The 22,733-nt window shown below is 54.6% G+C and carries 19 protein-coding genes; 11 read left to right on the forward strand and 8 right to left on the reverse strand.

Annotation, left to right across the window (positions count from 1 at the left end; all coding sequences use genetic code 11):
* Positions 1–125: 125 nt before the first annotated feature.
* From dsbD to CODIS_RS08275, 3 genes are all read right to left on the reverse strand, one after another.
* On the reverse strand, positions 126–2,432 hold the full coding sequence (gene dsbD, locus CODIS_RS08265; protein WP_069123807.1) for a protein-disulfide reductase DsbD: 2,307 nt from the start codon (positions 2,430–2,432) through the stop codon (positions 126–128).
* Positions 2,417–2,740: a divalent-cation tolerance protein CutA gene (gene cutA, locus CODIS_RS08270; protein ID WP_069124135.1), complete on the reverse strand. Its 324-nt coding sequence runs from the start codon at positions 2,738–2,740 to the stop codon at positions 2,417–2,419. Before cutA ends, dsbD begins: the two co-directional genes overlap by 16 nt.
* 210 nt (positions 2,741–2,950) lie before the next feature.
* Positions 2,951–3,781, reverse strand: a complete 831-nt coding sequence (locus tag CODIS_RS08275) for a CsgG/HfaB family protein (protein ID WP_069124138.1) — start codon at positions 3,779–3,781, stop codon at positions 2,951–2,953.
* A gap of 217 nt (positions 3,782–3,998) precedes the next feature.
* Here CODIS_RS08275 and CODIS_RS08280 point away from each other — a divergent pair, with 217 nt between their 5' ends.
* Positions 3,999–4,478: an FxsA family protein gene (locus tag CODIS_RS08280; protein ID WP_235615159.1), complete on the forward strand. Its 480-nt coding sequence runs from the start codon at positions 3,999–4,001 to the stop codon at positions 4,476–4,478.
* A 49-nt stretch (positions 4,479–4,527) separates the two neighbouring features.
* Here CODIS_RS08280 and ppk2 read toward each other — a convergent pair whose 3' ends face one another.
* Both ppk2 and CODIS_RS08290 read right to left on the reverse strand, forming a co-directional pair.
* Entirely contained in the window at positions 4,528–5,346 is an 819-nt protein-coding gene (ppk2, locus tag CODIS_RS08285; protein ID WP_069123809.1) for a polyphosphate kinase 2, read from the reverse strand.
* A 69-nt stretch (positions 5,347–5,415) separates the two neighbouring features.
* Positions 5,416–5,844 carry an FKBP-type peptidyl-prolyl cis-trans isomerase gene (locus CODIS_RS08290; RefSeq protein ID WP_069123811.1) on the reverse strand — a complete coding sequence of 143 codons (429 nt, stop codon included), beginning with the start codon at positions 5,842–5,844 and terminating at the stop codon, positions 5,416–5,418.
* A gap of 236 nt (positions 5,845–6,080) precedes the next feature.
* On the opposite strand from CODIS_RS08290, the gene CODIS_RS08295 reads away from it, so the two are divergent.
* From CODIS_RS08295 to CODIS_RS08305, 3 genes are all read left to right on the forward strand, one after another.
* Positions 6,081–6,371, forward strand: a complete 291-nt coding sequence (locus tag CODIS_RS08295; RefSeq protein ID WP_069123814.1) for a co-chaperone GroES — start codon at positions 6,081–6,083, stop codon at positions 6,369–6,371.
* A gap of 77 nt (positions 6,372–6,448) precedes the next feature.
* The gene (gene groL / locus CODIS_RS08300; protein ID WP_069123817.1) at positions 6,449–8,092 is read left to right on the forward strand and encodes a chaperonin GroEL; all 1,644 of its coding nucleotides are present in this window, start codon (positions 6,449–6,451) and stop codon (positions 8,090–8,092) included.
* A gap of 162 nt (positions 8,093–8,254) precedes the next feature.
* Positions 8,255–10,519: a methyl-accepting chemotaxis protein gene (locus CODIS_RS08305; protein WP_069123820.1), complete on the forward strand. Its 2,265-nt coding sequence runs from the start codon at positions 8,255–8,257 to the stop codon at positions 10,517–10,519.
* Positions 10,520–10,579: 60 nt separating this feature from the next.
* Here CODIS_RS08305 and CODIS_RS08310 read toward each other — a convergent pair whose 3' ends face one another.
* Positions 10,580–12,097, reverse strand: a complete 1,518-nt coding sequence (locus CODIS_RS08310) for an FMN-binding glutamate synthase family protein (RefSeq protein ID WP_235615160.1) — start codon at positions 12,095–12,097, stop codon at positions 10,580–10,582.
* Between the two features lie 281 nt (positions 12,098–12,378).
* On the opposite strand from CODIS_RS08310, the gene glnE reads away from it, so the two are divergent.
* The 4 genes from glnE to CODIS_RS08330 all read left to right on the forward strand — a co-directional run bounded on the left by glnE (position 12,379) and on the right by CODIS_RS08330 (position 17,474).
* Positions 12,379–15,258, forward strand: coding sequence for a bifunctional [glutamate--ammonia ligase]-adenylyl-L-tyrosine phosphorylase/[glutamate--ammonia-ligase] adenylyltransferase (gene glnE / locus CODIS_RS08315; RefSeq protein ID WP_069123823.1), 2,880 nt, complete (start codon positions 12,379–12,381; stop codon positions 15,256–15,258).
* The gene (locus CODIS_RS08320; RefSeq protein ID WP_069124147.1) at positions 15,258–16,181 is read left to right on the forward strand and encodes a branched-chain amino acid transaminase; all 924 of its coding nucleotides are present in this window, start codon (positions 15,258–15,260) and stop codon (positions 16,179–16,181) included. The genes glnE and CODIS_RS08320 overlap by 1 nt, the downstream gene beginning before the upstream one ends.
* A gap of 15 nt (positions 16,182–16,196) precedes the next feature.
* Positions 16,197–16,385 (forward strand): zinc-finger domain-containing protein, encoded by a 189-nt coding sequence (locus CODIS_RS08325; protein WP_069123826.1) that lies wholly within the window; start codon positions 16,197–16,199, stop codon positions 16,383–16,385.
* 504 nt (positions 16,386–16,889) lie between these two features.
* Positions 16,890–17,474, forward strand: coding sequence for a tetratricopeptide repeat protein (locus CODIS_RS08330; RefSeq protein ID WP_069123829.1), 585 nt, complete (start codon positions 16,890–16,892; stop codon positions 17,472–17,474).
* A gap of 181 nt (positions 17,475–17,655) precedes the next feature.
* On the opposite strand, the gene CODIS_RS08335 is transcribed toward CODIS_RS08330, so the two are convergent.
* Positions 17,656–17,898: a hypothetical protein gene (locus tag CODIS_RS08335; RefSeq protein ID WP_069123832.1), complete on the reverse strand. Its 243-nt coding sequence runs from the start codon at positions 17,896–17,898 to the stop codon at positions 17,656–17,658.
* Positions 17,899–18,054: 156 nt separating this feature from the next.
* Between CODIS_RS08335 and CODIS_RS08340 the strand changes: the two genes are divergently transcribed.
* Together CODIS_RS08340 and CODIS_RS08345 are read left to right on the forward strand one after the other, a co-directional pair.
* On the forward strand, positions 18,055–19,203 hold the full coding sequence (locus CODIS_RS08340; RefSeq protein ID WP_069123834.1) for a glycosyltransferase: 1,149 nt from the start codon (positions 18,055–18,057) through the stop codon (positions 19,201–19,203).
* Positions 19,193–20,308, forward strand: coding sequence for a glycosyltransferase (locus tag CODIS_RS08345; RefSeq protein ID WP_069123837.1), 1,116 nt, complete (start codon positions 19,193–19,195; stop codon positions 20,306–20,308). Before CODIS_RS08340 ends, CODIS_RS08345 begins: the two co-directional genes overlap by 11 nt.
* A 42-nt stretch (positions 20,309–20,350) precedes the next feature.
* Here the strand turns inward: CODIS_RS08345 and CODIS_RS08350 are convergent, their stop codons facing one another.
* The gene (locus CODIS_RS08350) at positions 20,351–21,235 is read right to left on the reverse strand and encodes a PhzF family phenazine biosynthesis protein (protein WP_069123840.1); all 885 of its coding nucleotides are present in this window, start codon (positions 21,233–21,235) and stop codon (positions 20,351–20,353) included.
* A 184-nt stretch (positions 21,236–21,419) separates the two neighbouring features.
* Here CODIS_RS08350 and CODIS_RS08355 point away from each other — a divergent pair, with 184 nt between their 5' ends.
* A complete protein-coding gene (locus CODIS_RS08355; protein WP_069123843.1) occupies positions 21,420–22,730 on the forward strand; it encodes an NAD(P)/FAD-dependent oxidoreductase in 1,311 nt (436 codons plus the stop codon).
* Positions 22,731–22,733: the final 3 nt, after the last annotated feature.

The following is a 22,733-nucleotide window of genomic DNA, read 5'->3' on the forward strand; positions in this document are numbered from 1 at the left end:
CTATTGTTTCTGGTGCCGTTCCCCATCACAGGGATTCAGGAGGGTAGGTTATGAATCGCTAGATTCTGCAAGATCAGCGCGATTTTGTCCAGTTTCAATGCAGTACATGCCAAGATCGTCGCAAATTACTGTATGGCTCTGGTCGCGTGGGCGCTGAATTCCTCGGCGGGTTTGAATCCCACGAGCCGGTAGTTCTTGCGCTCCCGTCCATCACTGCCGTAAAAGATGATGGCAGGCGGGCCGGGTAGGCCGAAATGCTCCTGCAACAATGCCTGGTCGATGTCGTCATTGGCGGTGACATCGGCCTGCAGCAGGTGTGTATTGGCAAGCGCATTGATCACCTGGGGATCGGAAAAGGTATATTTCTCCATCTCTTTGCAGGAGACGCACCAGTCGGCATAGAAGTCCAGCATCACCGGTTTCCCCTGACTGCTGGCAAAAGCGACCTCGCGTTGCAGGTCGTCCAAGCTTTTGATGCGTTTGAATTGAAGTTCCTGATGACCCTGGGCACTGCCAGCGCCTCCAGCTATGGCAATCCCGCGAAGTGGTTGCAAGGTATCCTTACCGCCTGCAGCAGCGCCGACCAACATCAATGTGCCGTAGACCAGAAACACGAAACCGAGACCTTTCCACAGCTTCTGCCAACCACTTGCCTCGATCTCCAGATTGCGCAGGGCTCCCATGTAGATTGCGGAGACGATGAAGAGGATGCCCCAGAGCAGCATAGCGATATCGGCCGGGATGATACGCTCAAGCAGGATGATGGCGACAGCCAGCAGGGCGACACCGAATACGGCCTTGACGGCATCCATCCAACTGCCGGCACGCGGCAGCAGCTTACCGGCGGAGGTGCCGATTGCAATCACCGGCGTTCCCATGCCCATACTGAGGGTAAACAGGGCCAAGCCTCCCAGCAGCGCGTCACCGGTCTGGCCGATGTAGATCAGCGCACCCGCCAACGGTGGTGCGACACAGGGGCCGACTATCAGGGCAGAGAGAAATCCCATGATGGCAACCCCGGTGAGGGAGCCGCCCTGTTGTCTGTTGCTGACTTCGGTAAGACGGCTCTGCAGGCTGCTGGGCAGTTGCAGGTCATAGAAACCAAACATTGACAAGGCCAGCAGGACAAAGACCAAGGCAAAGGCACTGAGTATCCATGGGTTCTGAAAATAGGCCTGCAGGTTTTCGCCGAACATTCCGGCCAGAACCCCTGCAATGGTATAGGTGATCGCCATCGCCAATACATAGACCAGTGATAGTATGAAGGCCTTCTGTGTGGTGATCTTGTCGCCGTGTCCCGCAATGATGCCGGAAAGAATGGGGATCATGGGAAAGATGCAAGGTGTAAATGCCAATCCCAGACCGAGTAGAAAAAAGAGACCGATGATAAGCAGGATTGACCCGCCTTTCATGGTTTCGGTGATCTCGTCCAGTTCAGAGATCGGCTCATTGGAGGATGCGGTCGGTGGGGTGCCGGCGGGGCTTATGGTTTCGTTTGCCTCTGCCTCGGAGATGGCTGGCAGTGCGAGGGTGAACTGTTTGTTGATAGGCGGATAGCATACGCCGATCTCGGCGCACCCCTGATAACCCACGTTCAATGTGACCTCTGCTGCTTCCGTGCTGCTTCTTACCAGTGGCAGGATGAGATCTATCTCGTCGTGGTAAACGGCAACTTCGCCAATGGTGCCATCGGGCCTAACCGTATCCTGCTTGATCTCCGGATCAGGTAGTGTGAACTGACCCAGGGCAACTCCCTGGTTCTCGCCTGTGGAAAGTATAATCTTATCGTGATAGAGATAGGTCCCTTCAGCGATACTCCAGTAGAGGCGGAGATGAGTTCCATCCTCGACGGTTACCGAGAGTTTATAGGCCTCTTCCGGATCCAGCAGGTCATCTTCGATATTGTTGTCAAACAGTTGATTCGAAGCTGAATCGCCGATGTCGAATAATGGCTCACCGACGGCTGCGGTGCGATTGCCGGCTGCAATCGGCTCCAGTGCCAGTCGTATCTCCTGCATGTGCGGCGGAAAGCAGATTCCCAGGTCCGCACAGCCCTGAGAGCGGGCCTTTAACAATAGTGTTTCCTGGGATCCCTGCATGCGACGAATCGGGATTTCCGCAGTGGCTTTATTGCGATAGACGGCGACCTCGCCGAAGAATTCGTCGTTCTTTATCTTGGCTTGCGATAGTTTCGGTTCTCCGATTTCTATGCCTATAGTGTCGCTGTCGAACTGGATCTTGTCGCGATACATGTAGTAGCCGTCGGCAATGCGCCATTCTACGAGGAGCTTTTCCGTGCCATCGGTGCGGCCGGAGATCTGGAAGGCCTGGTCGGGCAACAACAGGTCTTCCTCGTTCCATGCCGCCATGCTCAGGCTGGATAACACCAGCAGCATCAGGAACATTGTTATCAAGTCTATTCTTTTGTGCATCTCTCCACCCAGTCGATGTAATCGTCCAGCCCCTGCTCTACAGGGACTGCGATGATTTCCGGAAGTTCATAGGGATGTTGTGCCCGGAGCGTTGCCTCCACATTGTTATATTGTTGTTTAGTTGTCTTGATCAGCAGCAGGATCTCTTCAGACTCTTCCAGCCTTCCCTGCCAATGGTATACGGAGGTTACGGGCGGGGAGAGGTTGACGCAGGCTGCCAGCCTCTGCTCCAGCAATGACCTGGAGAGCTTTAGTGCAGTCTCCCTGTCCGGTGCGGTACAGAGAATCAAGAGGAGTGGTGTCGGCATTGGCGGAAAATACACTATCCACATGGAACTGGCAAAATTCGCAACGGAGCAGTCGGTGTCTTATGGGAGGATGATTCCCAAATAGTTTATGATTGCCGTGATGCATCAAACCATATGCAATTGGCCGGGTTTGGCTCTGATGCGGAAATGATAAAGGCGGCCAAGGGCCGCCTTTGTAGGTAGGCCTCTGGATCAGAGGCGGTGATCGGCTCAGTTGCCGACTTTCAGGCGTCCACCCTTGCCCAGGCCACCCTTGACGGTCTGTGCCTTGTAGTTTCTCAGCGCCTTGACCATCTGGTTGAAGGAATCGGCGAAGGCAGCGGTAATCACCTTGCCTTCCGGGGTGTTGGTGAATGCGCCTGCGCCGCCACCGAACAGGCCGCCGAACAGGTTATAGTCAAAGTTCTTTGCATTACCCACGGAGGATGAAACCTGCACCCCTGAGCGGTTGTCCACCAGCAGCAGGGTGGTGGCGGCCTCGTTGGACTTCAATCCGCCCGCCAGTGCGCCGGCAACGGATCCAAACAAGCCGCCGACAATGCCCTTGACGCCGCCAGTGCCCTTTTCTGAGAACTGGATACTCGGGTTCATGGTGTAGTCGGCAGCAACCATCTGACCCTTGCCGAAGTTACTCCCTTGGCGCATTTCCCCGGACTTCATCAGGGCACGTTCCTGCATCATGTTGTTCATCGCTCTGCCGCGTTCGACGACAACGAAACAGTTGGATTGCTGGATCATTGTGCGCAGAACCGGGACTGTGGTGCCCAGTGTGGGATAGCGATGCCTGTAGGTGGCCCACCAGGGGGCGGACTGGTCTTCAACCACGGCCAGCGTGCCCAGTGTCTCATCGCAGCTCTCCAACGCGCTATTCGCGCCCTCCGAGGTTTCGCCGCCTGCGGCGCCGGTCACCGTGTGTCCGGATGATCCTCCCATTTTCGGCATTGTCGCTTCACAACCGCTCAGGCCGATGAAGGCGGCCGCCACTATGGCGGCCAGGGCGGTAAAGCCAGGTGTTCTCTGTAGATTGGTTGATAGTTTCATTTTCATCACTTTCCCTTTAACGAACAGATAATAATAGCTTGTATTGTGCAATTGCACTCTGGTTTCTTTATGTCGTCAAGTTTGATAAGAACATGAATATTTTTCGAAATCAATTGCCCTAAGAGTGCAGAATTCAAGCTGATTCAATCCTTGTGCAGAGCAATATAGTCTGCCGGCAAGGTGAATCTGGCTAAGAGGCTTGGAGTCTTGTATGGGCATGGCTCCCCGCGTAAGCTCTTCCGTTATGAATCCTCTGTTACTCTTTTTGCTGTTATTTGTAGGCGTTCCGCTGGTGGAGCTCTACTTTCTTATTGAGGTGGGTTCCCAGATCGGTGCTTTTTCGACGATTTTCCTGACTGTTTTCACTGCCTTGCTCGGTGGTTGGATGGTGCGAACACAGGGCTTTTCAACCCTCTCCAAAGTGCGTGGTTCGATGGATCGTGGGGAAGTGCCGGCCTTTGAGATGATGGAGGGCGCGGTTTTGCTGGTGTGTGGATTTCTGTTGCTGCTCCCGGGTTTTATCACCGATGTGGTCGGTTTCGTGTTTCTGGTTCCCCCCGTGCGGCGATGGTTGATTACATTGGGATTGCAACAGGGTGGCGTCATGGGTCCAGCGGGGCCTCCGCCCAATGGATCGAACAGAAACCCGGAGAGGCGGGTGATCGAAGGTGAATTCAAGCGCGAGGATGATGAATAAAAGGCCCTAACTCATCCCGGCGTGTGCCGGGATGGGATCGGATTGCCGTTTAGGGATATAATTCCGGGACAAATGTCTGGTCGGTGATCGGTGGCCTCACGTAGCCTACGTCGGGGGCGCGATGAGGCAGTTCGATAGGTTCGGGGGTCAGGTCCTTGTAGGGGATCATGCTTAAGAGATGGGCGATACAGTTGAGCCGGGCGTGTTTCTTGATATCGGAGTTCACCACATACCAGGGTGCCTGTTTGATATCGGTGTGAGCAAACATCTCATCTTTCGCCTTTGAGTATTCCAGCCAGCGGGAACGGGACTCCAGGTCCATCGGGCTCAGCTTCCAGCGCTTGAGCGGTTCTTCCAGTCTGCTCTGGAATCTCCTCTCCTGCTCCTCATCGGATACGGAGAACCAGTATTTGATGAGGATGATACCGGAACGTACCAACATGCGCTCAAACTCTGGGCAGGAACGCATGAATTCCTGATATTCATCCTCGCTACAGAATCCCATCACCTTCTCGACGCCTGCCCGGTTGTACCAACTGCGGTCGAACAGTGCCATCTCGCCGGCAGCGGGCAGATGAGGTACGTAGCGTTGGAAATACCACTGGGTCTGTTCCCTTTCCGTGGGGGCGGGCAGGGCGACCACGGGGCAGATACGCGGACTGAGGTGTTGGGTGATGCGCTTTATCACGCCACCCTTTCCGGCAGCATCCCGGCCCTCGAAGATGACAACGACTTTCAGGCCCTTATGCTTGATCCACTCCTGAAGTTTGACAAGTTCCAGCTGTAACTTGAACAGCTCCTTTTCATAGACCTTGTTGTTGATTTTTTTTGGTTTTTTGCTTGGCGCCTTTTTTTTAGCTTGAGCCATTTCAGCCTCCCAGTCTTACGCTTTATTTAAATTGTCAAAGATACAGATTATCCGTGTAAAACCCGTAGATTACACGATTTCCAGCAGTTCAAGATCGAAGTTCAGAGCCTCCCCTGCCAACGGATGATTGCCGTCGATAGTCGCATCCTTGTCGCTGAGAGCGGTAACAACCACATTGAAATGTTCGCCATTCGGGCTTTGTGCCTGAAGATGCATGCCCACCTCGATATTCAGATCATCGGGGAAGTGCTCCAGTGGAACCTTCTCGATGAGGGCGTCGTTACGCTGACCATAGGCATCATCAGCGGCAATATGGATCGTTTTCTGGTCACCGACCTGCATACCCTCCACGCCCGTTTCGAAGCCGGGGATAACCGCTCTTTCGCCAAGGGTGAATTCGAATGGTTCCCGATCTACCGAAGAATCGAATTGGGTTCCGTCATCCAGCGTGCCGGTGTAGTGGATGCGGACGGTATCACCCTGTTTGGCTTGCCTCATGATTGGCCTCTTGCTGTATAGCTTTGGTGTAAATACGGTAATTATCACACAGATTGGGCCCAACGTGCTGGATAGGTGGCAATCTGCCGTTGAAAAATCTCCCCAGACAGCCTTGACTAACAGCTTTTTCCCTCTATTATTAGCACTCAGTTCTGGTGAGTGCTAACAGCCTTGCCTGGTAACAAGAACCCAATATCGATTTTTCAGAAAAACCATTTATTGAGGAGAATCAGTCGATGAATATTCGTCCGCTGCACGATCGCGTGATCGTTCGTCGTAAGGAAGAGGAGCGCACCAGCCCAGGTGGCATTGTGCTCCCTGATGCAGCTACCGAGAAACCTGTTCTTGGTGAAATACTCGCTGTCGGCAACGGTAAGGTCACCGAAAGCGGTGAGGCCCGGCCGTTGGATGTCAAGGTCGGAGATAAGGTGCTGTTTGGCAAATACTCCGGTACTGAAGTGAAGTTGGGTGGTGAGGAAGTTCTCGTCATGCGTGAAGAAGACATCATGGGTGTGATCGAAGACTAATCCCTGAACTTTCGAACACAGAACGATACAGGCAAGCCCTGGTAAAGATTCTCAACATTTACCCAAGGAATTAAGACATGAGTTCAAAAGAAGTACAATTTGGTGATGAAGCCCGTCAACGTATGATTAAGGGTGTCAATATTCTGGCCAACGCCGTGAAGGTGACCCTTGGCCCTAAAGGCCGAAATGTGGTGTTGGAGAAAAGCTTCGGTGCCCCGACCATGACTAAAGACGGCGTCTCCGTGGCCAAGGAGATAGAGCTGTCAGACAAGTTTGAAAACATGGGTGCACAGATGGTGAAAGAGGTCTCCTCTCAGACCTCGGACGTTGCCGGTGACGGCACCACCACCGCAACCGTCTTGGCCCAAGCCATGGTGCGAGAAGGTCTGAAGGCTGTCGCGGCCGGCATGAATCCGATGGATCTCAAGCGTGGTATCGACAAGGCTGTATTGGCGGCCGTTGAGGAGCTGAAGGTGATCTCCCGCCCCTGCTCCGATGACAAGGAGATCGCCCAGGTCGGCACCATTTCTGCAAACTCCGACGTTAATATCGGTGACATTATCGCCGAGGCGATGCAGAAAGTGGGGAAAGAGGGTGTAATCACCGTGGAAGAGGGATCGGCGCTGCAGAACGAGCTGGATGTGGTCGAAGGCATGCAGTTTGATCGCGGTTACCTCTCACCCTATTTTGTCACCAATCAGCAGAGTCAGTCGGCCGAACTGGAAGACCCTTATATCCTGCTGCATGACAAGAAAATCTCGAATATCCGCGATCTTCTGCCGGTGCTCGAAGGTGTGGCGAAGGCCGGCAAGCCGCTGCTGATCATTGCCGAGGACGTGGAAGGCGAGGCCCTGGCCACCCTGGTCGTCAATAATCTGCGCGGAATCGTCAAGGTCACTGCGGTTAAAGCCCCCGGCTTCGGTGATCGCCGCAAGGCCATGTTGCAGGATATCGCAATCCTCACCGGTGGCACCGTAATTTCGGAAGAGGTCGGCCTCTCCCTTGAGAAGGCCACATTGGACGATCTGGGTAATGCCAAGAAGGTGACTATCTCCAAAGAGGAGACAACCATCATCGACGGCGCAGGTGCCGAAGGCGATATCAAGGCCCGAGTCGAGCAGATCCGAGGCCAGATCGAGGAGACCTCCTCCGATTACGATCGTGAAAAGCTGCAAGAGCGTGTCGCCAAACTGGCAGGTGGTGTGGCCGTGATCAAGGTCGGTGCCGCCACTGAAGTTGAGATGAAAGAGAAAAAGGCGCGTGTCGAGGACGCCCTGCATGCGACCCGCGCTGCCGTCGAGGAGGGCATCGTGCCAGGTGGTGGCGTCGCACTGGTGCGCGCACTGCAATCGATCGAACAGCTGTCTGGTGAAAATCACGATCAGGATGTGGGTATTGCGATTGCGCGCCGTGCCATGGAAGAGCCGCTGCGTCAGATCGTTGCCAATGCGGGTGGCGAGCCCTCAGTGGTGCTCGACAAGGTGCGTGGAGGAGAAGGCAACTACGGCTTCAATGCCAGCAATGACGAGTACGGCGATATGATGGACATGGGTATCCTCGATCCGACCAAGGTAACCCGCTATGCATTGCAGAATGCCTCTTCCGTGGCCGGCTTGATGGTCACCACCGAATGCATGGTGGCTGAAGAGCCAAAGGATGAGGCCGCCGCACCGCCGATGGGTGATATGGGCGGCATGGGCGGTATGGGCGGCATGATGTAATTCGCCCTACAGACAGATAACCTGTCGTTAAGCCCCACGCCTCTACAGGCGTGGGGCTTTTTGCATTGTACAAGTAAATTTTTTCCCGTTTGTGCCGTTATCTGTATTGGTTGAGGATTTTATTTTTGACGGAGGGATGCGTCTTTCTATCGGGGAAAAGTCATGTTCAGGAATATCGGCATCACACCGCGGTTTGTCATTGCTACAGTCCTGGCTGTTGTTATCGTTCTTGCGATCACCCTCTCGGCCGCCTTTAACTTCATGGGTGGTGCACTGCACTCGGCGGAAGAGAATGAGATGCAGGAGATCTTTAAAACCGTAGTGGCAGGGATCGAGTCTGAAGGGCGTCTCGCCAAGGCAATGAGTGCCTTGGTTGCCGGTATTCCCGAGGTTCAGGGCTATTTCGCCAGTCGTGATCGCGCCGCGCTGGAACAGCTCTTCGTGCCTGGCTTCCAGGCATTGAAAAAAGAGTATGGCGTGCGCCAGTTTCAGTTTCATGAACCGCCGGCCACCTCTTTTCTGAGAGTTCACAAGCCTGCCAAGTTTGGCGATGATCTTTCCTCTTTCCGTCTCACCGTGGTGGAAGGTAATAAGAGTAAAAAGGTGATACAGGGCCTGGAGGTGGGTGTTGCCGGTCTCGGTGTGCGGGGGTTGGTGCCTGTCAGTCATGATGGTCAGCATGTGGGAACCGTGGAGTTCGGCATGTCTTTCGGCCAGTCTTTTTTCGACGAGTATTCCAAGAATCATGAAATAGACATGGAGCTCTACATCAACCGCAACGGCACGATGGATAGGTTTGCCACCACCATGGCGGGCAACGACCTTGTCGGTATGCAGCAGCTGAAGGGTTTGGGTGCCGAAAAGCACATTTTCGACAAGGGCGAACTCGACGGCAAGCCTGTCGCCTACTATGCGGCATCGGTAAAGAACTACTCAGGTGAGTCCATCGGTGTATTGGTGCTGGCAAAAGATCGTAGCTATTTCGCGGATTCCATGTCGAATCTGATGATGATGGTGATTGGATTGGGTCTGCTCTCCGTTTTGCTGATCGGGTCGATGGTGTGGCTGATCAGTCGTGGTGTGGTGAAGCCGATTTGCGATGCCGCCGTAGCGATGGAAGGAATCGCCTCTGCTGAAGGTGATCTTACCGTACGCATGGACGAGTCGGGATCTGACGAGGTAACGCGGCTTTCACGGGCCTATAATCTTTTTGCCGACAAGACCGAGGGAATGATCAAGAAGGTCTCCAATGCGACTGCGAATCTGAGCATCCGGATAGGTGATTTCGCCACACTGGCCGAGCATACCCGGGATGGCATCACCAAACAGCATGAGCAGACAACGCAGGTGGCGACGGCGATGACAGAGATGTCGGCGACCGTGCATGAAGTGGCGCAGAATACCACCCAGACTGCAGAGGCTGCACGGCAGGCCGACCAGCAGGCCAACAGCGGACGGGACGTGGTGAATGCAGTAACCAGCAGCATCGATTCCCTGGCTTCCGAAGTGGGCAGGGCGGTAGAGACGGTGCGGCATGTGGAGCAGGACAGTGAACGAATCGGATCGGTACTCGACGTCATACGCGGAATCGCGGACCAGACCAACCTGCTGGCATTGAATGCGGCCATTGAGGCGGCCCGTGCCGGTGAGCAGGGACGTGGTTTTGCTGTGGTGGCCGATGAGGTCAGAACCCTCGCCAAACGCACTCAGGACTCCACCGAGGAGATCCAGGAGATGATCGAAAGCCTGCAGACAGGTGTCAGAGAGACGGTCACGGTTATGGAGACCAGCCAACAACAGGCTGCCGAGAGTGTCGACCATGCCGGTCGTGCGCATGAGGCCCTCGAGGAGATAACCCGGGTCGTCGATACCATCTCTCAGATGAGCTCCCAGATTGCAACCGCAGCCGAGGAGCAGAGTGCGGTGGCGGAGGATATCAATCGTAATATCGTCGACATTACCCATGTGGCGGAAGCGACCTCCCAGGATTCGGCCAAGAGTTATGAGGCGAGTGAGGCGATGTCGAAAGAGGTCGACCTGCTGGGTAAGCTGTTGTCGGATTTCAATACCGGGGATGCTCACTCCAATCAGTTACAGCAGGCGATGGCCGCGCATCTGAGCTGGAAGACCAAACTGCGGGGTTTTCTGGATGGCAAAGGGTCCTTGGATGAGCGGGTCGCTTATGATCACAAGGCTTGCGGGTTTGGAGTCTGGTATGAAAATGTGGGGCGTAAAGAGCTGTCCCATATCAGCGAAATAAACCAGATAGAAAAGCCGCATAGAGAGTTGCATGAACTGATCAAGCGTATAGCCGACCTCAAGAACAGGGGTGATATGCAGGCTGCCGAGAGGGAGTATCAACGGGTCGGTCCGCTCTCTGAAGAGATCGTACGCATGATGCAGACTATTCAAAGCAAGCTGAACTGATCTTTGTATATATAACCTGGCCCGCTGAGACTTCTGTGCCTGCTCAGCGGGCCTTTTCATTTATGCATCGGCGCGATACAGCGCTGCTGTTTGCTGGTATGGATAGAGCTCATCGAGCGGGATGGGCTGAGTATTGGCCTGAATAATCTGGCAATGGTGGCGCCGAAGCGCCCGTGGATGAGGTACGCCGCATGAGTGAGCGATCAGCCCGCTGCCATAATGAATCTTATTGACAAAATTCTTTATTCGCAGCGCCTTCTGTTGTGGATTGAGTCCCCGCTGCAGTCGCTTGTTGTGGGTGGTGATGCCCGTGGGGCAGGTGTTTCTATTGCACTTCAAGGCCTGGATGCAACCCATAGCAAGCATAAAGCCACGTGCCGAAGTGACAAAATCCGCGCCAACGCAGAATGCCCAGGCGGTTTCCGAAGGCGTGATCAACTTGCCTGATGCGATCACCTTGATTCGATCACGCAGGCCGTATCGTTGAAGGATATCGACGACTTTCGGCAAAGCCGCCTTGATAGGCAGCCCGACACTGTCCATCAGTGGCATCGGTGCCGCACCGGTGCCGCCGTCGCCACCATCGATGGTGATGAAGTCCGGTGCGCAGGCAATACCGCATTGATGTATCTTTTCGCACATCTCTTCGAGCCAGGTATGGGTTCCGACCACGGTCTTGAAACCAACCGGCTTGCCGGAGAGGTCGCGCACAAGATTGATAAAGTCCAGTAACTCTGAAAAGTTGGAGATCTCTGGATGACGATTGGGTGATATGGAAGCCTCGCCCACCGGGATGCCGCGTATCGCAGCAATCTCTTCAGTGACTTTCCTGCCCGGCAGTATGCCGCCCTTGCCCGGCTTGGCGCCCTGGCTGAGTTTTATCTCGAACATCTTAATCCGGGGGATGGCTGCAATCTCTGTCAGCCTCTTCTTGCAGAAGCGGCCTGCTCTATCGCGTACGCCGTATTTGGCGGTGCCTATCTGAAATACCAGGTCGCAGTCCCCTTCCAAATGATAGGGTGAAAGACCGCCTTCACCGGTATTCAGCCAGCAATCGGCCAGTTTCGCCCCACGAGAGAGGGCGCGAACCGCCGGGATTGAGATGGCGCCATAACTCATGCCGGATATGTGGATCAGAGAAGCGGTCCGGTATGGCTCTCTGCAACCGGTCCCAATGATCACCGGCGGTGCATGGGCGGCATCGCTTGCCAGGGTGGGAAACGGGGTGTTGACGAACAGGATCGTACCTGGCGTATTCAGCGATTTGGTGGAGCCGAAGGCGATGGTATTGTCGACCCCCGCAGCGGAGTGGTAGACCCACTCCCGTTCTGCCCGGTTGAATGGCATCTCCTCCCTGTCCATGGCAAAGAAATACTGTCTGAAGAACTCGCCCAGACGGTTGAACAGGGATCGAAAACGGCCGATTACCGGAAAATTATGACGGATAGCGTCCCTGGTCTGGGAGAGGTCGATGATAAACAGGATGACCACCAGCAATGCAGCACAGCCGATGACGAAGATAAACAGTGCTGAGAGTGCCGCTACGCCCTGCATTGAAAAGAAACTGATCCAGTCCATCCCGGGTACCAACGCTATGGTGTATTGCCTGATTGATATACGCAACGGAGAGGGGCTTGGATTTGGATCAGCGTTGACAGGCCCTGGGAGCGGAGTCTCATGAGTCCACTTAAGAAAGCTCTGATCCAGTCAGGGATTCCATAACATTAAGCCGGAAAAAAACTGTTAGACTGGCAAAACAGTGGCAATAGGCACGGGTAAAATCAGCAAATATCGAGAGGTGGGCGGATGATACCCTGTGTAGTATTGGATGATAGAAACATTACCACCCTGAATCTGACATGGGTTTGCGTGTGAATCTGCAACAAGAGACAGAAAAACAGTGGCAGCAGTGGCGGCAGAAACTGAATGAAGCGGGACTGTCGATACCCCAGCAGGCCGAATTTCATCAGGCTGCGCTGAAGGTCTGGGAGGCAAGCGATTATGTGGTGCAGTGCGCGCTGCGTTATTTGGAATTGCTGCCGGATCTTTATCGGGATGGGGATCTGAACCGCTCCTTCAACGAAGGCGAAATGTCGCAGCGTCTTGCACTCGTGTTGGAGAGTGTCAGCGATGAAACTAGGCTTTCGCATATACTCAGAGAATTTCGTCGCCGTCAGATGGTACGCATAATCTGGCGGGATCTTGCCGGATTGGCGCCGCTGGATGAAACCTTGGAGGATCTTTCCGCACTGGCGGACAGTTGTATCGATCGGGCGCTGCAGAAGCTCTATGCCTGGTTTTGCGATCAGATGGGCACACCTCGAAATCAGGAGGGCGAAGCGCAATCGCTGGTGGTCCTGGGGATGGGTAAATTGGGTGCTAGGGAGCTCAATCTATCCTCAGATATCGATCTGATCTTCGCCTATCCGGAAGGCGGCCAAACCGATGGTGTACGGCAATTCACCAATGAGCAGTTTTTTATCCGCCTCTGCCAGCGTCTGGTCCAGGTATTGGACAATCATACGGGTGACGGTTTTGTATTCAGGGTGGATACCCGGCTGCGTCCCTTTGGCAGTGCCGGGCCTCTTGCCATGAGTTTTGCCGCCATGGAGAGTTACTATGGCTCGCAGGGGCGGGAGTGGGAACGCTATGCCATGATCAAGGCGCGTGTAGTGGCGGGTGATTCGCGTGCCGGGGATGAGTTGATGGCCCTGTTGCGCCCCTTCGTATATCGTCGATATCTCGATTTCGGAGCAATCGAATCCCTGCGCGAGATGAAGCAGTTGATCAGTAATGAACTGCATAAAAAAGGCATGGAGGCCAATATCAAGCTTGGTCCCGGTGGTATTCGCGAGATCGAGTTCATCGGTCAGGCCTTTCAGCTAATTCGCGGTGGCCGGGACAAGGAACTTCAGATCAGGCCCATCCTGCTCGTGCTGCAATGCCTGCAGGAGCGGGGGCTGATGCCGGAGTATGCGGTGCAGGAGTTGAGTGAATCCTACCGATACCTGCGCCTGGTGGAGAATCGCCTGCAGGCATGGCAGGACAGGCAGACCCATCTCCTGCCGGCTGATGAAGTAGGCAGGCTGCGCTTGGCCCGATCCATGGGATATGCCTGCTGGGATGACTTCTCCAGCCAGCTTGAGCACTACCGCAGACGTGTTCAGGAACACTTCGATATGGTGTTTGCCGCGCCGCAGACATCGAGTGACGAAGAGACTCAACCACTTACCGGCGTCTGGCATGATAGCGTCGATCAGGAGCAGGCGATTGAAGCCCTGCGGGCGGCAGGCTTCAGTAACAGTGAACAGGCGTTACGGCAGTTGCATACATTTCGTGGCAGCCACGCCTATCGTCGACTGAGTACCAAGGGACGGGAGCGACTCGATCAATTGATGCCGTTGCTGCTGGAGGCTGTGGGGCAGTCGGAGTGGGCTGACGATACACTGCATCGGGTAACCGGCCTGCTCGAAGCGATCGCCCAGCGTACCGCCTACATCGCGCTGCTGGTTGAGAATCCATTGGTACTATCACAATTGGTCAAATTGACGGCGGTCAGTCCCTGGGTCGCCAATATGCTGATCCGGCATCCTATCCTGTTGGATGAACTGCTCGATCCAAGGCGGCTCTACTCCCCGCTGAAGCGTGCTGAACTCAATGTGGAACTGGCGGATCAGCTCGCCCGTATCGATGAGAATGACCTGGAGAGCCAGATGGAGTTGCTGCGTCTCTTCGCGCAGAGTAACAGGCTGCGGGTTGCGGCGGCGGACATCGCCGGGCAGATTCCTTTGATGGTGGTCAGTGACTATCTGACCTGGATTGCCGAAAGTGTCATTGAGCAGGTGATTCGACTCACCTACCTGGAATTGGTGCGACGCCATGGGCGGCCCCCTGGGCTGGCCCGGGATGAGACCGGTTTTGCGGTTGTCGGCTATGGCAAACTGGGTGGTATCGAATTGGGTTTCGGTTCCGATTTGGATATGGTTTTTCTGCATGGCTGCGCCGACAGGAACGCCTTCACGGACGGTCACAAGCCGGTCTCCGTGGATGTCTTCTATGCCCGAATGGCGCAACGCTTTATTCACATCATGACCACGCGGACGCCCTCCGGCATTCTCTATGATGTGGATATGCGGCTTCGGCCTAACGGCAACTCCGGGATGATGGTCAGCTCGCTTGAGACATTTGAGACCTATCAACACAACAACGCCTGGACATGGGAGCACCAGGCGCTGGTGAGGGCGCGTGTAGTGGCGGGGGACAAGCGGATCAATGACCGCTTCGAAGCGATTCGTCACCAGGTGCTCAGCAGGCAGCAGGACCCTGCGCGGTTACAGGGTGAAGTGGTCGAAATGCGTGAGAAAATGCGAGCCGGCCTGGATAAGAGCAACCCGGATCAATTTGATCTCAAGCAGGGAACCGGCGGTATCGTCGATATAGAATTTATGGTTCAATACACGGTCCTCCGGTGGGCGCACGACTATCCTGAACTCCTGGTGTGGACAGACAACATTCGTCTACTGGAGACCATGAGCAAGCTCGGTCTGCTGAACGATTATGCGGCTGAGCGCATGATGGGGATCTACAAGGTACTGCGCGCGGCCTACCACCGCAGCGCATTACAGGATCTGCCGGCTCTGGTCGAGATTGAAAAACTCGCCGAAGAGCGGGCGCTGGTACAGGAGATCTGGTCCTGTATGATGCAAAACAAAAAAACTGAACGAGAGATGTTCCAATGATGTCGACAATGGCAGACCGTGACGGTGTCATCTGGCTGGATGGCAAGATGGTTCCATGGCGTGAAGCTAAGACCCACGTCCTGACGCATACCCTGCACTATGGCATGGGGGTCTTCGAAGGTGTGCGGGCATACCACGCAGAGAAGGGTACCGCCATCTTCCGCCTGCAGGACCATACCGACCGGCTGTTTCGCTCCGCACATATCTTGAATATGTCGATGCCCTTTGACCGTGAAACCCTCAATCAGGCACAAATGGCGGCGGTCAGGGAGAATGATCTCGATTCCGCCTATATCCGGCCGATGTGTTTCTACGGTTCAGAGGGGATGGGGCTGCGGGCCGACAATCTCAAGGTACACTGCATGGTGGCCGCATGGGAGTGGGGCGCCTATCTTGGGGCGGAGAATATGGAGAAGGGTATCCGTATCCGCGTCTCCTCGTTTACCCGTCACCATGTCAACATCACCATGTGCCGGGCCAAGGCGAACGGTAACTATATGAACTCCATGATGGCGCTCCAGGAAGCCCTGCATGACGGCTATGATGAGGCCTTGCTGCTGGATGCCGAGGGCTATGTCATGGAGGGTTCCGGTGAAAATATCTTTATTGTGCGGGATGGCGTTATCTACACCCCGGACCTGACATCGGCACTGGACGGAATCACACGAAAGAGTGTCATCGAATTGGCTGAACAGCGGGGCTACGAGGTTATCGAAAAGCGGATAACACGGGACGAGGTCTACATTGCGGATGAGGCGTTCTTCACCGGCACCGCGGCTGAGGTGACACCGATACGCGAGGTGGATAATCGTCCCATCGGCAATGGTGGTCGCGGCCCGATCACGAGCATATTGCAAAAAGACTATTTCGATCTCGTTCACGGGCGTCTTGCATTCCATCCGGAATGGCTCGCATATGTCTGATCAGGAGTATTGAGGATGACGCAAACAGAGACTCAAGCAACACAGCAAGATGCGCAAAAGGTCACGCGAAATGATCTGCCTTTGAGCTGTCCAAGGCCTGGTGAGGCATTGGCCGGATTACACCCGCGGGTCTATCTGCCCATTGAAAAGACCGGCAGTGCTGTCTGCCCCTATTGCGGGACCCGCTATCAGCTGAGCGATTAGATATAGAGGTACTGGTTTGCACCGTTCCCTGGTAAAGACAAGTACCTGCTACAGATCCTACCGTTATTGACCTTGCTATGACGAACGGACAGCAACGTAAAACTGGCAGATTTATACGGGTGCTTTCTGTTAGCGATTATTTGGGTTTATTCGCGGCCTTTGTTTTTACATAGAAAATTTCAGAATACGCATTAACACACTACCTGCAAGTCTTTACGGGACTTTGCATGATATAGCCTGGGCTATACCCGATCCTTCATGGTGATGGAGAACGGGGTCTTGCGTGGCTGTAAGTGATTGAACATCCTTATATGCTTGGCTCGATTCCACTCACATCGAGGAGCATGAAAAGCCGCTGGATAAGCTATTGGCCTTAATAAAAGCGCGATAAATATATTGATTCCCGTCACATTGCGCTCTGAGAATCAATGTTGCCAAACCCCGGCAGGTTTCAGAGAATTAATTTCAAGTTTACCTTGAATCACAACCGATGGTCAGTTTGATATGCCTAAATTCAGTGTTTTGACCTGGCTGGTAATTATCGTTGCACAAGTCACATACGGCTTGTTGGTCTATGCGATTACCCGCAGTTACTATGAAGATACAAGCGTGACAACCAGTCAGCTCCCTGCTGCCTCGCCCGAGGCGGCGATCCATCCGCAAGTGGGTTCGTTCGATGCAGTCATGCAGCCGGCGGTAAAAATCCAACCTTCTTCTGAAGCCCTGGCAACTGATGACCCGGCATTGATAGCCCGTCTTGCGGATGATTACTTTATGCGAAAGGAGTATCCACAGGCGATTGAACTGTATGAGCGTGTATTACAGATCAGCCCGGACGATGTGGAAACCTATAACGATCTCGGGTTGTCACTGTTCTATATCGGGCAATCTCAACGCGCGGTGGAGGTATTGCAATCCGGCGCCTCCAAGCAGCCCGATTTTCAGCGCATACAGTTGACTTTGGGGTTTGTGCTGGCACAAACGGGAAGCAAAGAGGCGGCTTCTGCAGCATTCAACAGGGCTATAGAGTTGGGTCCTGAGAATACCGTGGGACAGGAAGCCAGGCGCATGTTGAGTGAAATCGAATAGTTGGCTATAAAATCTGTTCTACTCTATCGCCCAACCGGCCTGGCGGCAGCGTAAACGGTGGCGGCCGCACCATAGATTTCATCGGTACGGACGGCGCCGGCAATATCTGCGATGGCGGGAAGTATAGCTACAATTGATCGATGGAGGTGAATCGGGCTATAGCTCTGCCTGATCTATACCGCTATTGCCTGATCCTGGTGTCCGGGTGCATATTGATCTCCCCGTTACGCTCCAATATGCCGATTTTATCGCCGGACGGATCGGTGATCACAGGAACGACCTCCTGGAACAGGGGTCTGCGTACGAATTTCAGTTTCCAACCGAATCCTTCCGCTTTTTGCAGTGCCAGCAGTTGAAGATTGTTCAGCACTTCATTGAGGTTGTCCGGGATCGGTTTGTCTCCTTTTCGGTTTTCCAGCACCATATAACTTCTCCTTTTTCCCTTTGCATATGCAGTAGCAGGATGTATGCGACTCAGCAAGGATGATAAATTATATGCCATCCCGATGTATATGGAATAATTAGATTCCTGCACAGAACATACCGAGAAAATTGATGATTACCCAAAACTGGCGGTCGAATGCGTGAAACACCCCTGGGTATGCCGCATGTATGCCTCTTCATTCTCAAGTTTGGCGACGGCGGCGTGGAACGGATGATGGTCAATATCGCCCGTGGATTGTCGCTTATCGGTGTCCGGGTCGATTTCATCGTCAAAGAGACCGATGCCCCCTACCTGCACCTGTTGCCGCCGGAAGTGCGGATCATCAGATTTCAGGTGTCAAAGCAGAAGGCGGCGTTACCGAAGCTGATAGACTACCTGAGGAATAATGATCCGCATATCGTACTTTCCGCGAAGACATTGGATGACCAGGTGGCTTTACTGGCGAAACAGCGCCATGCCGGTCGAACCCGTTTTTTTCTGCGCCCCGGGACAGCCCTGCTATCAAGAATGAAGGCGCGCGGTACACATCCGCTTCGTCGCTGGTTGAAGAAACGACAACTGGTTTCACTGTTCAGCAGGGCGGATGGCGTGGTTGCGGTCTCCCAGGGGGTGGCTGATGAAGTGGTGGAGATCAGCCATATTCCACTGGCTAAAATCAATGTCATCAAGAATCCGACCATCACGCCGGAGCTTTATCAGCAAGCGGAGATGTCCGTTGACGATGAATGGCTGGCACCGGCTCTGCCCCCGCTGATTCTCGGTATTGGGGGGTTGCGCAGGCAGAAGGACTTTCCGACCCTAATGCGTGCCTTTGCCCTGGTACGGAAGCAATTGCCCTGCAGGCTGATGATCCTCGGTCAAGGCAACAAAGAGGAACAACTGTTGAGCCTGGCTCAGGAGCTGGATTTGGGTGAGGATTTCCGGCTTCCTGGATTTGTCGATAACCCCTATGCCTATCTGAAAGCGGCAAAATTGTTTGTTCTATCTTCGCTTTGGGAGGGGTCGCCAAACGTGTTGACAGAGGCACTTGCACTCGGTATCTCCTGTGTGAGTACCGACTGCCCGTCCGGACCCTATGAAGTTACCCGTGGGGGTGAGGTGGCGCCATTGGTGCCGATGGGTGATCCGGAAAGACTGGCCGAAGCCATGTTGCAGACCCTCAGGCAACCATTGGATGCAAAACGCCTGAAGGAGGCCGTGAGTGACTACACGCTTGAGAAGAGCGCCCGTGGTTATATGGCTGCGTTTGGGTTGACTGTGCCACAGGCAATCGATGGACACTAAACCCCGGATTGCCTGTTTTCTGGCCACATCCGGACACAGTGGCGTCGACCGGCTTGCAAAAAATCTGCTGCCGGGACTGGCACAGGCAGGCCACCCGGTTGATCTTCTCAAGATTGGCAACCATGGCCCCTATCTCGATAAACCGCTCAGAGAAAACTTACAGGTTATCGAGTTCAATGCCCGACATGTCTATACTGCACTGCCGGAACTATTGCGGTATTTGAAACGGGTCCGTCCCAATGTATTGTTGACCGACAAGGACCGGGTCAACAGAACTGCCATATTTGCCCAGGCATTTAGCGGTGCCAAGACACGCCTTGTGGTCCGCAGTGGCACCACAGTCAGTGCCAATCTGGCCAGCAGAGGCCGTTTTGATCGTTTCGTGCAGCGTAACTCGATGCGCTATCTCTATCGACGGGCCGATGCCATTTTAACCCCGTCCAAAGGCGCTGCTGATGACTTCGCTTCGACCATCGGTATACCCCGGGAACGGATTTCCGCGGTGCCGAGTCCACTCATTACGCCTCAATTTATGCGTCAGTTGGATGAGCCGTTGGATCACCCCTGGTTCGGGCCGGGAAAACCTCGGGTCATTCTGGGCGCAGGCGAACTATGCCGGCGTAAGGACTTCACAACCCTGATCCGGGCTTTTGCACTGTTGGCCGAAAACTATGATTGCCGCTTGCTAATACTTGGCGAGGGGCGTGCCAGGGCGAGGTTGGAACAGGAGATAGACCGACTTGGCCTTGGAGATCGAGTCAGCCTGCCTGGATTTGTGGCCAATCCCTATCCATATATGAAACAGTCGTCCCTGTTCGTGCTCTCCTCTTTATGGGAAGGGATGGGGAATGTGCTTGTCGAGGCGATGGCCGCAGAAACACCGGTCGTCTCCACAGACTGTCCCAGCGGCCCGGCGGAGCTGTTGGGCGGTTTGTCCGGTGAGCTGTTGGTGGCGCCCGGCGATGCTCCTGGGCTGGCAGAAGCGATGGCGCGTCAATTGGACAATCCGCTTTCGAAATCCGAACTGCTGGCTGCGGTGGATGCCTATCGGCTGGAAAGCAGCGTCGCAGGCTATCTTGCCGCGATGGGGTTGCTGGTGGAGTGATTTCCGTATTCTGTGTCGACTGCGCCCACACCACATCGCCCATCAAAGCAACTCACCCCGCAGTGTTGGAATGACATTGCCACCCACAGCCACCTCTGGCGCACCGTTAAGCATGCGTGCACGTAACATGATCAATGACGGTCTACGGACTTCGTGACCTTGTTCAATCCGTAGTGAAATACCGGATTCAGGGTAGCGCTTATGCGCCAATAGATAAGCACCGAGAAAAGCGGCACCATTCCCTGTCGCCGGATCCTCTCTTACCCCATGCGCTTCGAAATAGAACCTTGCGGATAGGTCATTCCGGGGATGAAGGGTCTGGCTGCAGAAGAGGTAGACAAGCGGTGGGTAACCTTGTGCCAACAGCGGGGCAAACACCTCGAGATTCAGCCGGCTCCGACGAAGCGCATCAAGAGTGGATAGAGGAACAATCATCGCCGATGTGCCCGCGGAGACTACTTGGATTGGCGCTCTCGTATCGATCTCTTGTGGAGACAGACCGAGCGCTGCCGCGACCGGCTCAAGTGGCGTCATCGCCTCGAGCGACATTGGCGGTGCCCGAAACCAGGCAACCTCCCTTCCGTCAGCATCTGTCTCAAACGTGACCGGGACTTGTCCCACGGACAGGTTGAGGCGTACCTGTGTAGATAACTCAGGCTCAACATGATGGCGAATTACCCAAGCTGTTCCGAGTATTGGGTGCCCGGTAAAGGCTATCTCCCTCGCCGGGGTGAAGATCCTTGCCCGATATCCGCCATCAATCTCTGGATCAGAGGTAACAAAGGTCGTTTCGGAGAAATTCATCTCTGCAGCGAGTTGCTGCATCTTTTCGTCAGGTAGCGGGTCTGTACCGACGAAGACCGCGAGTTGGTTCCCTGAGCAAGGACGCTCCGCGAAAACATCAACCATATAAAAACGATGAGTCATGATATTGAATGGCGGTTAAAAACCGCTGTTATGTATAGTGATGCTGATTGTAGTTTAGATTGTCACGTTTGATCTAAGCGTGCTGTTATCTCTTGAGACAGGGGCAGGGCAACCTGCTAAAGTCTATGCCCATAAGCTGTGTGAATACCTAGTTCAAGGTTACTTATCATTATCGGAGCCAGCGATGTCGGAGAGACCGAAGATTATTGTGGTCGGCGGCGGAGCCGCCGGCCTGGAACTAGCCACCCGGCTCGGCAGGAAGCTAGGCAAACCGGGTAGGGCGGAAGTCACACTGATCGACGCAACCCGGAGCCATGTCTGGAAACCACTGCTGCACCAAGTGGCGGCAGGCACCTTCGATCCGGCCCAGCACGCCCTCGGATACCTGGCCCATGCCCGCTGGAATCACTATCGCTTTCGTCTTGGCGTCATGAGCGACCTGGATAGGGTTGGGCGCAAGGTGATTCTTGCCCCACTCTATAACGATAAGAACGAGGAGCTGATTCCGAGTCGCAGCTTCGCCTATGATTATCTGATTTTCGCTGTCGGCAGTGTGAGTAATGACTTCGGCGTTCCCGGGGTCCAAGAACACTGCCTGATGCTTGATACCAAGTCCCAGGCAAGTGCCTTTCAGCAACAGCTGTTGGAGGCATTGATTCGTGCCAACACCCAGCATGAACCCTTGCAGGAAGGGCAACTGGACGTGGCTATCGTTGGCGCCGGTGCCACGGGTGTGGAATTGGCGGCGCAACTGCATCAGGTTACTCGCCAGATATCCCAGTACGGTTTCGAGATCATCGATCCGGACCGGCATGTGCGGCTGCACATCCTCGACGCGGGGCCACGTATTTTACCCGCCCTGCCAGAGAAGCTTTCAGGTCAGGTCCAATTGGAGCTGGAAGGGCTCGGGATTCAGGTGCATGTCTCCGAAACGGTCACCGAGGTGACAGCAGAGGGGGTTCACACCGCATCCGGACAGGTGATTCCAGCCGCTATCAAGGTTTGGGCAGCAGGCATCAAGGGACCGGACTTCCTTGGCAAACTCGGTCTTTCAGCCAATCGCATCAATCAATTGAAGGTCAATGGGGATCTGACTCTGGAAGATGACGATCGCCTATATGCCATCGGCGACTGTGCCGCCTGTGTCATGAATCAACAGGGTGATCTGGTGCCGCCCCGTGCCCAGGCGGCCCACCAACAGGCATCCTTCGTTGCCAAGGCGCTGGAGAGGCGGATCAAGGGCAATTCGTTCAACAAGCGCTATATCTACCGTGATTACGGTTCCCTGGTTACCCTTGGGCGCTACAGCACTGTTGGCAGCCTGATGGGAGCGGTCACCGGCAGCGTTCGGGTCAGCGGTTGGATTGCCCGTTGGGTCTACCTCTCCCTCTACAAAATGCATCAGCTGACCCTGTTCGGGTGGTGGCGTACAGGGCTGACTACCCTTGCCCGCATGCTACGGCGGAGTATCGACCCGGCAATCAAGCTGCATTAATGT

It is taken from the genome of Candidatus Thiodiazotropha endolucinida, from assembly GCF_001715975.1.
Lineage (GTDB): Bacteria > Pseudomonadota > Gammaproteobacteria > Chromatiales > Chromatiaceae > Thiodiazotropha > Thiodiazotropha endolucinida.

Coding starts and splice junctions, on each gene's coding strand:
- CODIS_RS08275 (WP_069124138.1), bottom strand. CDS start 3,781: ATGAAACTATCAACCAATCTACAGAGAACACCTGGCTTTACCGCCCTG.
- CODIS_RS08335 (WP_069123832.1), bottom strand. CDS start 17,898: ATGGTGCTGGAAAACCGAAAAGGAGACAAACCGATCCCGGACAACCTC.
- cutA (WP_069124135.1), bottom strand. CDS start 2,740: ATGCCGACACCACTCCTCTTGATTCTCTGTACCGCACCGGACAGGGAG.
- dsbD (WP_069123807.1), bottom strand. CDS start 2,432: ATGCACAAAAGAATAGACTTGATAACAATGTTCCTGATGCTGCTGGTG.
- CODIS_RS08340 (WP_069123834.1), top strand. CDS start 18,055: ATGCGTGAAACACCCCTGGGTATGCCGCATGTATGCCTCTTCATTCTC.
- CODIS_RS08320 (WP_069124147.1), top strand. CDS start 15,258: ATGTCGACAATGGCAGACCGTGACGGTGTCATCTGGCTGGATGGCAAG.
- CODIS_RS08330 (WP_069123829.1), top strand. CDS start 16,890: ATGCCTAAATTCAGTGTTTTGACCTGGCTGGTAATTATCGTTGCACAA.
- CODIS_RS08350 (WP_069123840.1), bottom strand. CDS start 21,235: ATGACTCATCGTTTTTATATGGTTGATGTTTTCGCGGAGCGTCCTTGC.
- CODIS_RS08280 (WP_235615159.1), top strand. CDS start 3,999: ATGGCTCCCCGCGTAAGCTCTTCCGTTATGAATCCTCTGTTACTCTTT.
- CODIS_RS08345 (WP_069123837.1), top strand. CDS start 19,193: ATGGACACTAAACCCCGGATTGCCTGTTTTCTGGCCACATCCGGACAC.
- CODIS_RS08295 (WP_069123814.1), top strand. CDS start 6,081: ATGAATATTCGTCCGCTGCACGATCGCGTGATCGTTCGTCGTAAGGAA.
- CODIS_RS08290 (WP_069123811.1), bottom strand. CDS start 5,844: ATGAGGCAAGCCAAACAGGGTGATACCGTCCGCATCCACTACACCGGC.
- CODIS_RS08305 (WP_069123820.1), top strand. CDS start 8,255: ATGTTCAGGAATATCGGCATCACACCGCGGTTTGTCATTGCTACAGTC.
- CODIS_RS08355 (WP_069123843.1), top strand. CDS start 21,420: ATGTCGGAGAGACCGAAGATTATTGTGGTCGGCGGCGGAGCCGCCGGC.
- CODIS_RS08310 (WP_235615160.1), bottom strand. CDS start 12,097: ATGGACTGGATCAGTTTCTTTTCAATGCAGGGCGTAGCGGCACTCTCA.
- groL (WP_069123817.1), top strand. CDS start 6,449: ATGAGTTCAAAAGAAGTACAATTTGGTGATGAAGCCCGTCAACGTATG.
- ppk2 (WP_069123809.1), bottom strand. CDS start 5,346: ATGGCTCAAGCTAAAAAAAAGGCGCCAAGCAAAAAACCAAAAAAAATC.
- glnE (WP_069123823.1), top strand. CDS start 12,379: ATGGGTTTGCGTGTGAATCTGCAACAAGAGACAGAAAAACAGTGGCAG.
- CODIS_RS08325 (WP_069123826.1), top strand. CDS start 16,197: ATGACGCAAACAGAGACTCAAGCAACACAGCAAGATGCGCAAAAGGTC.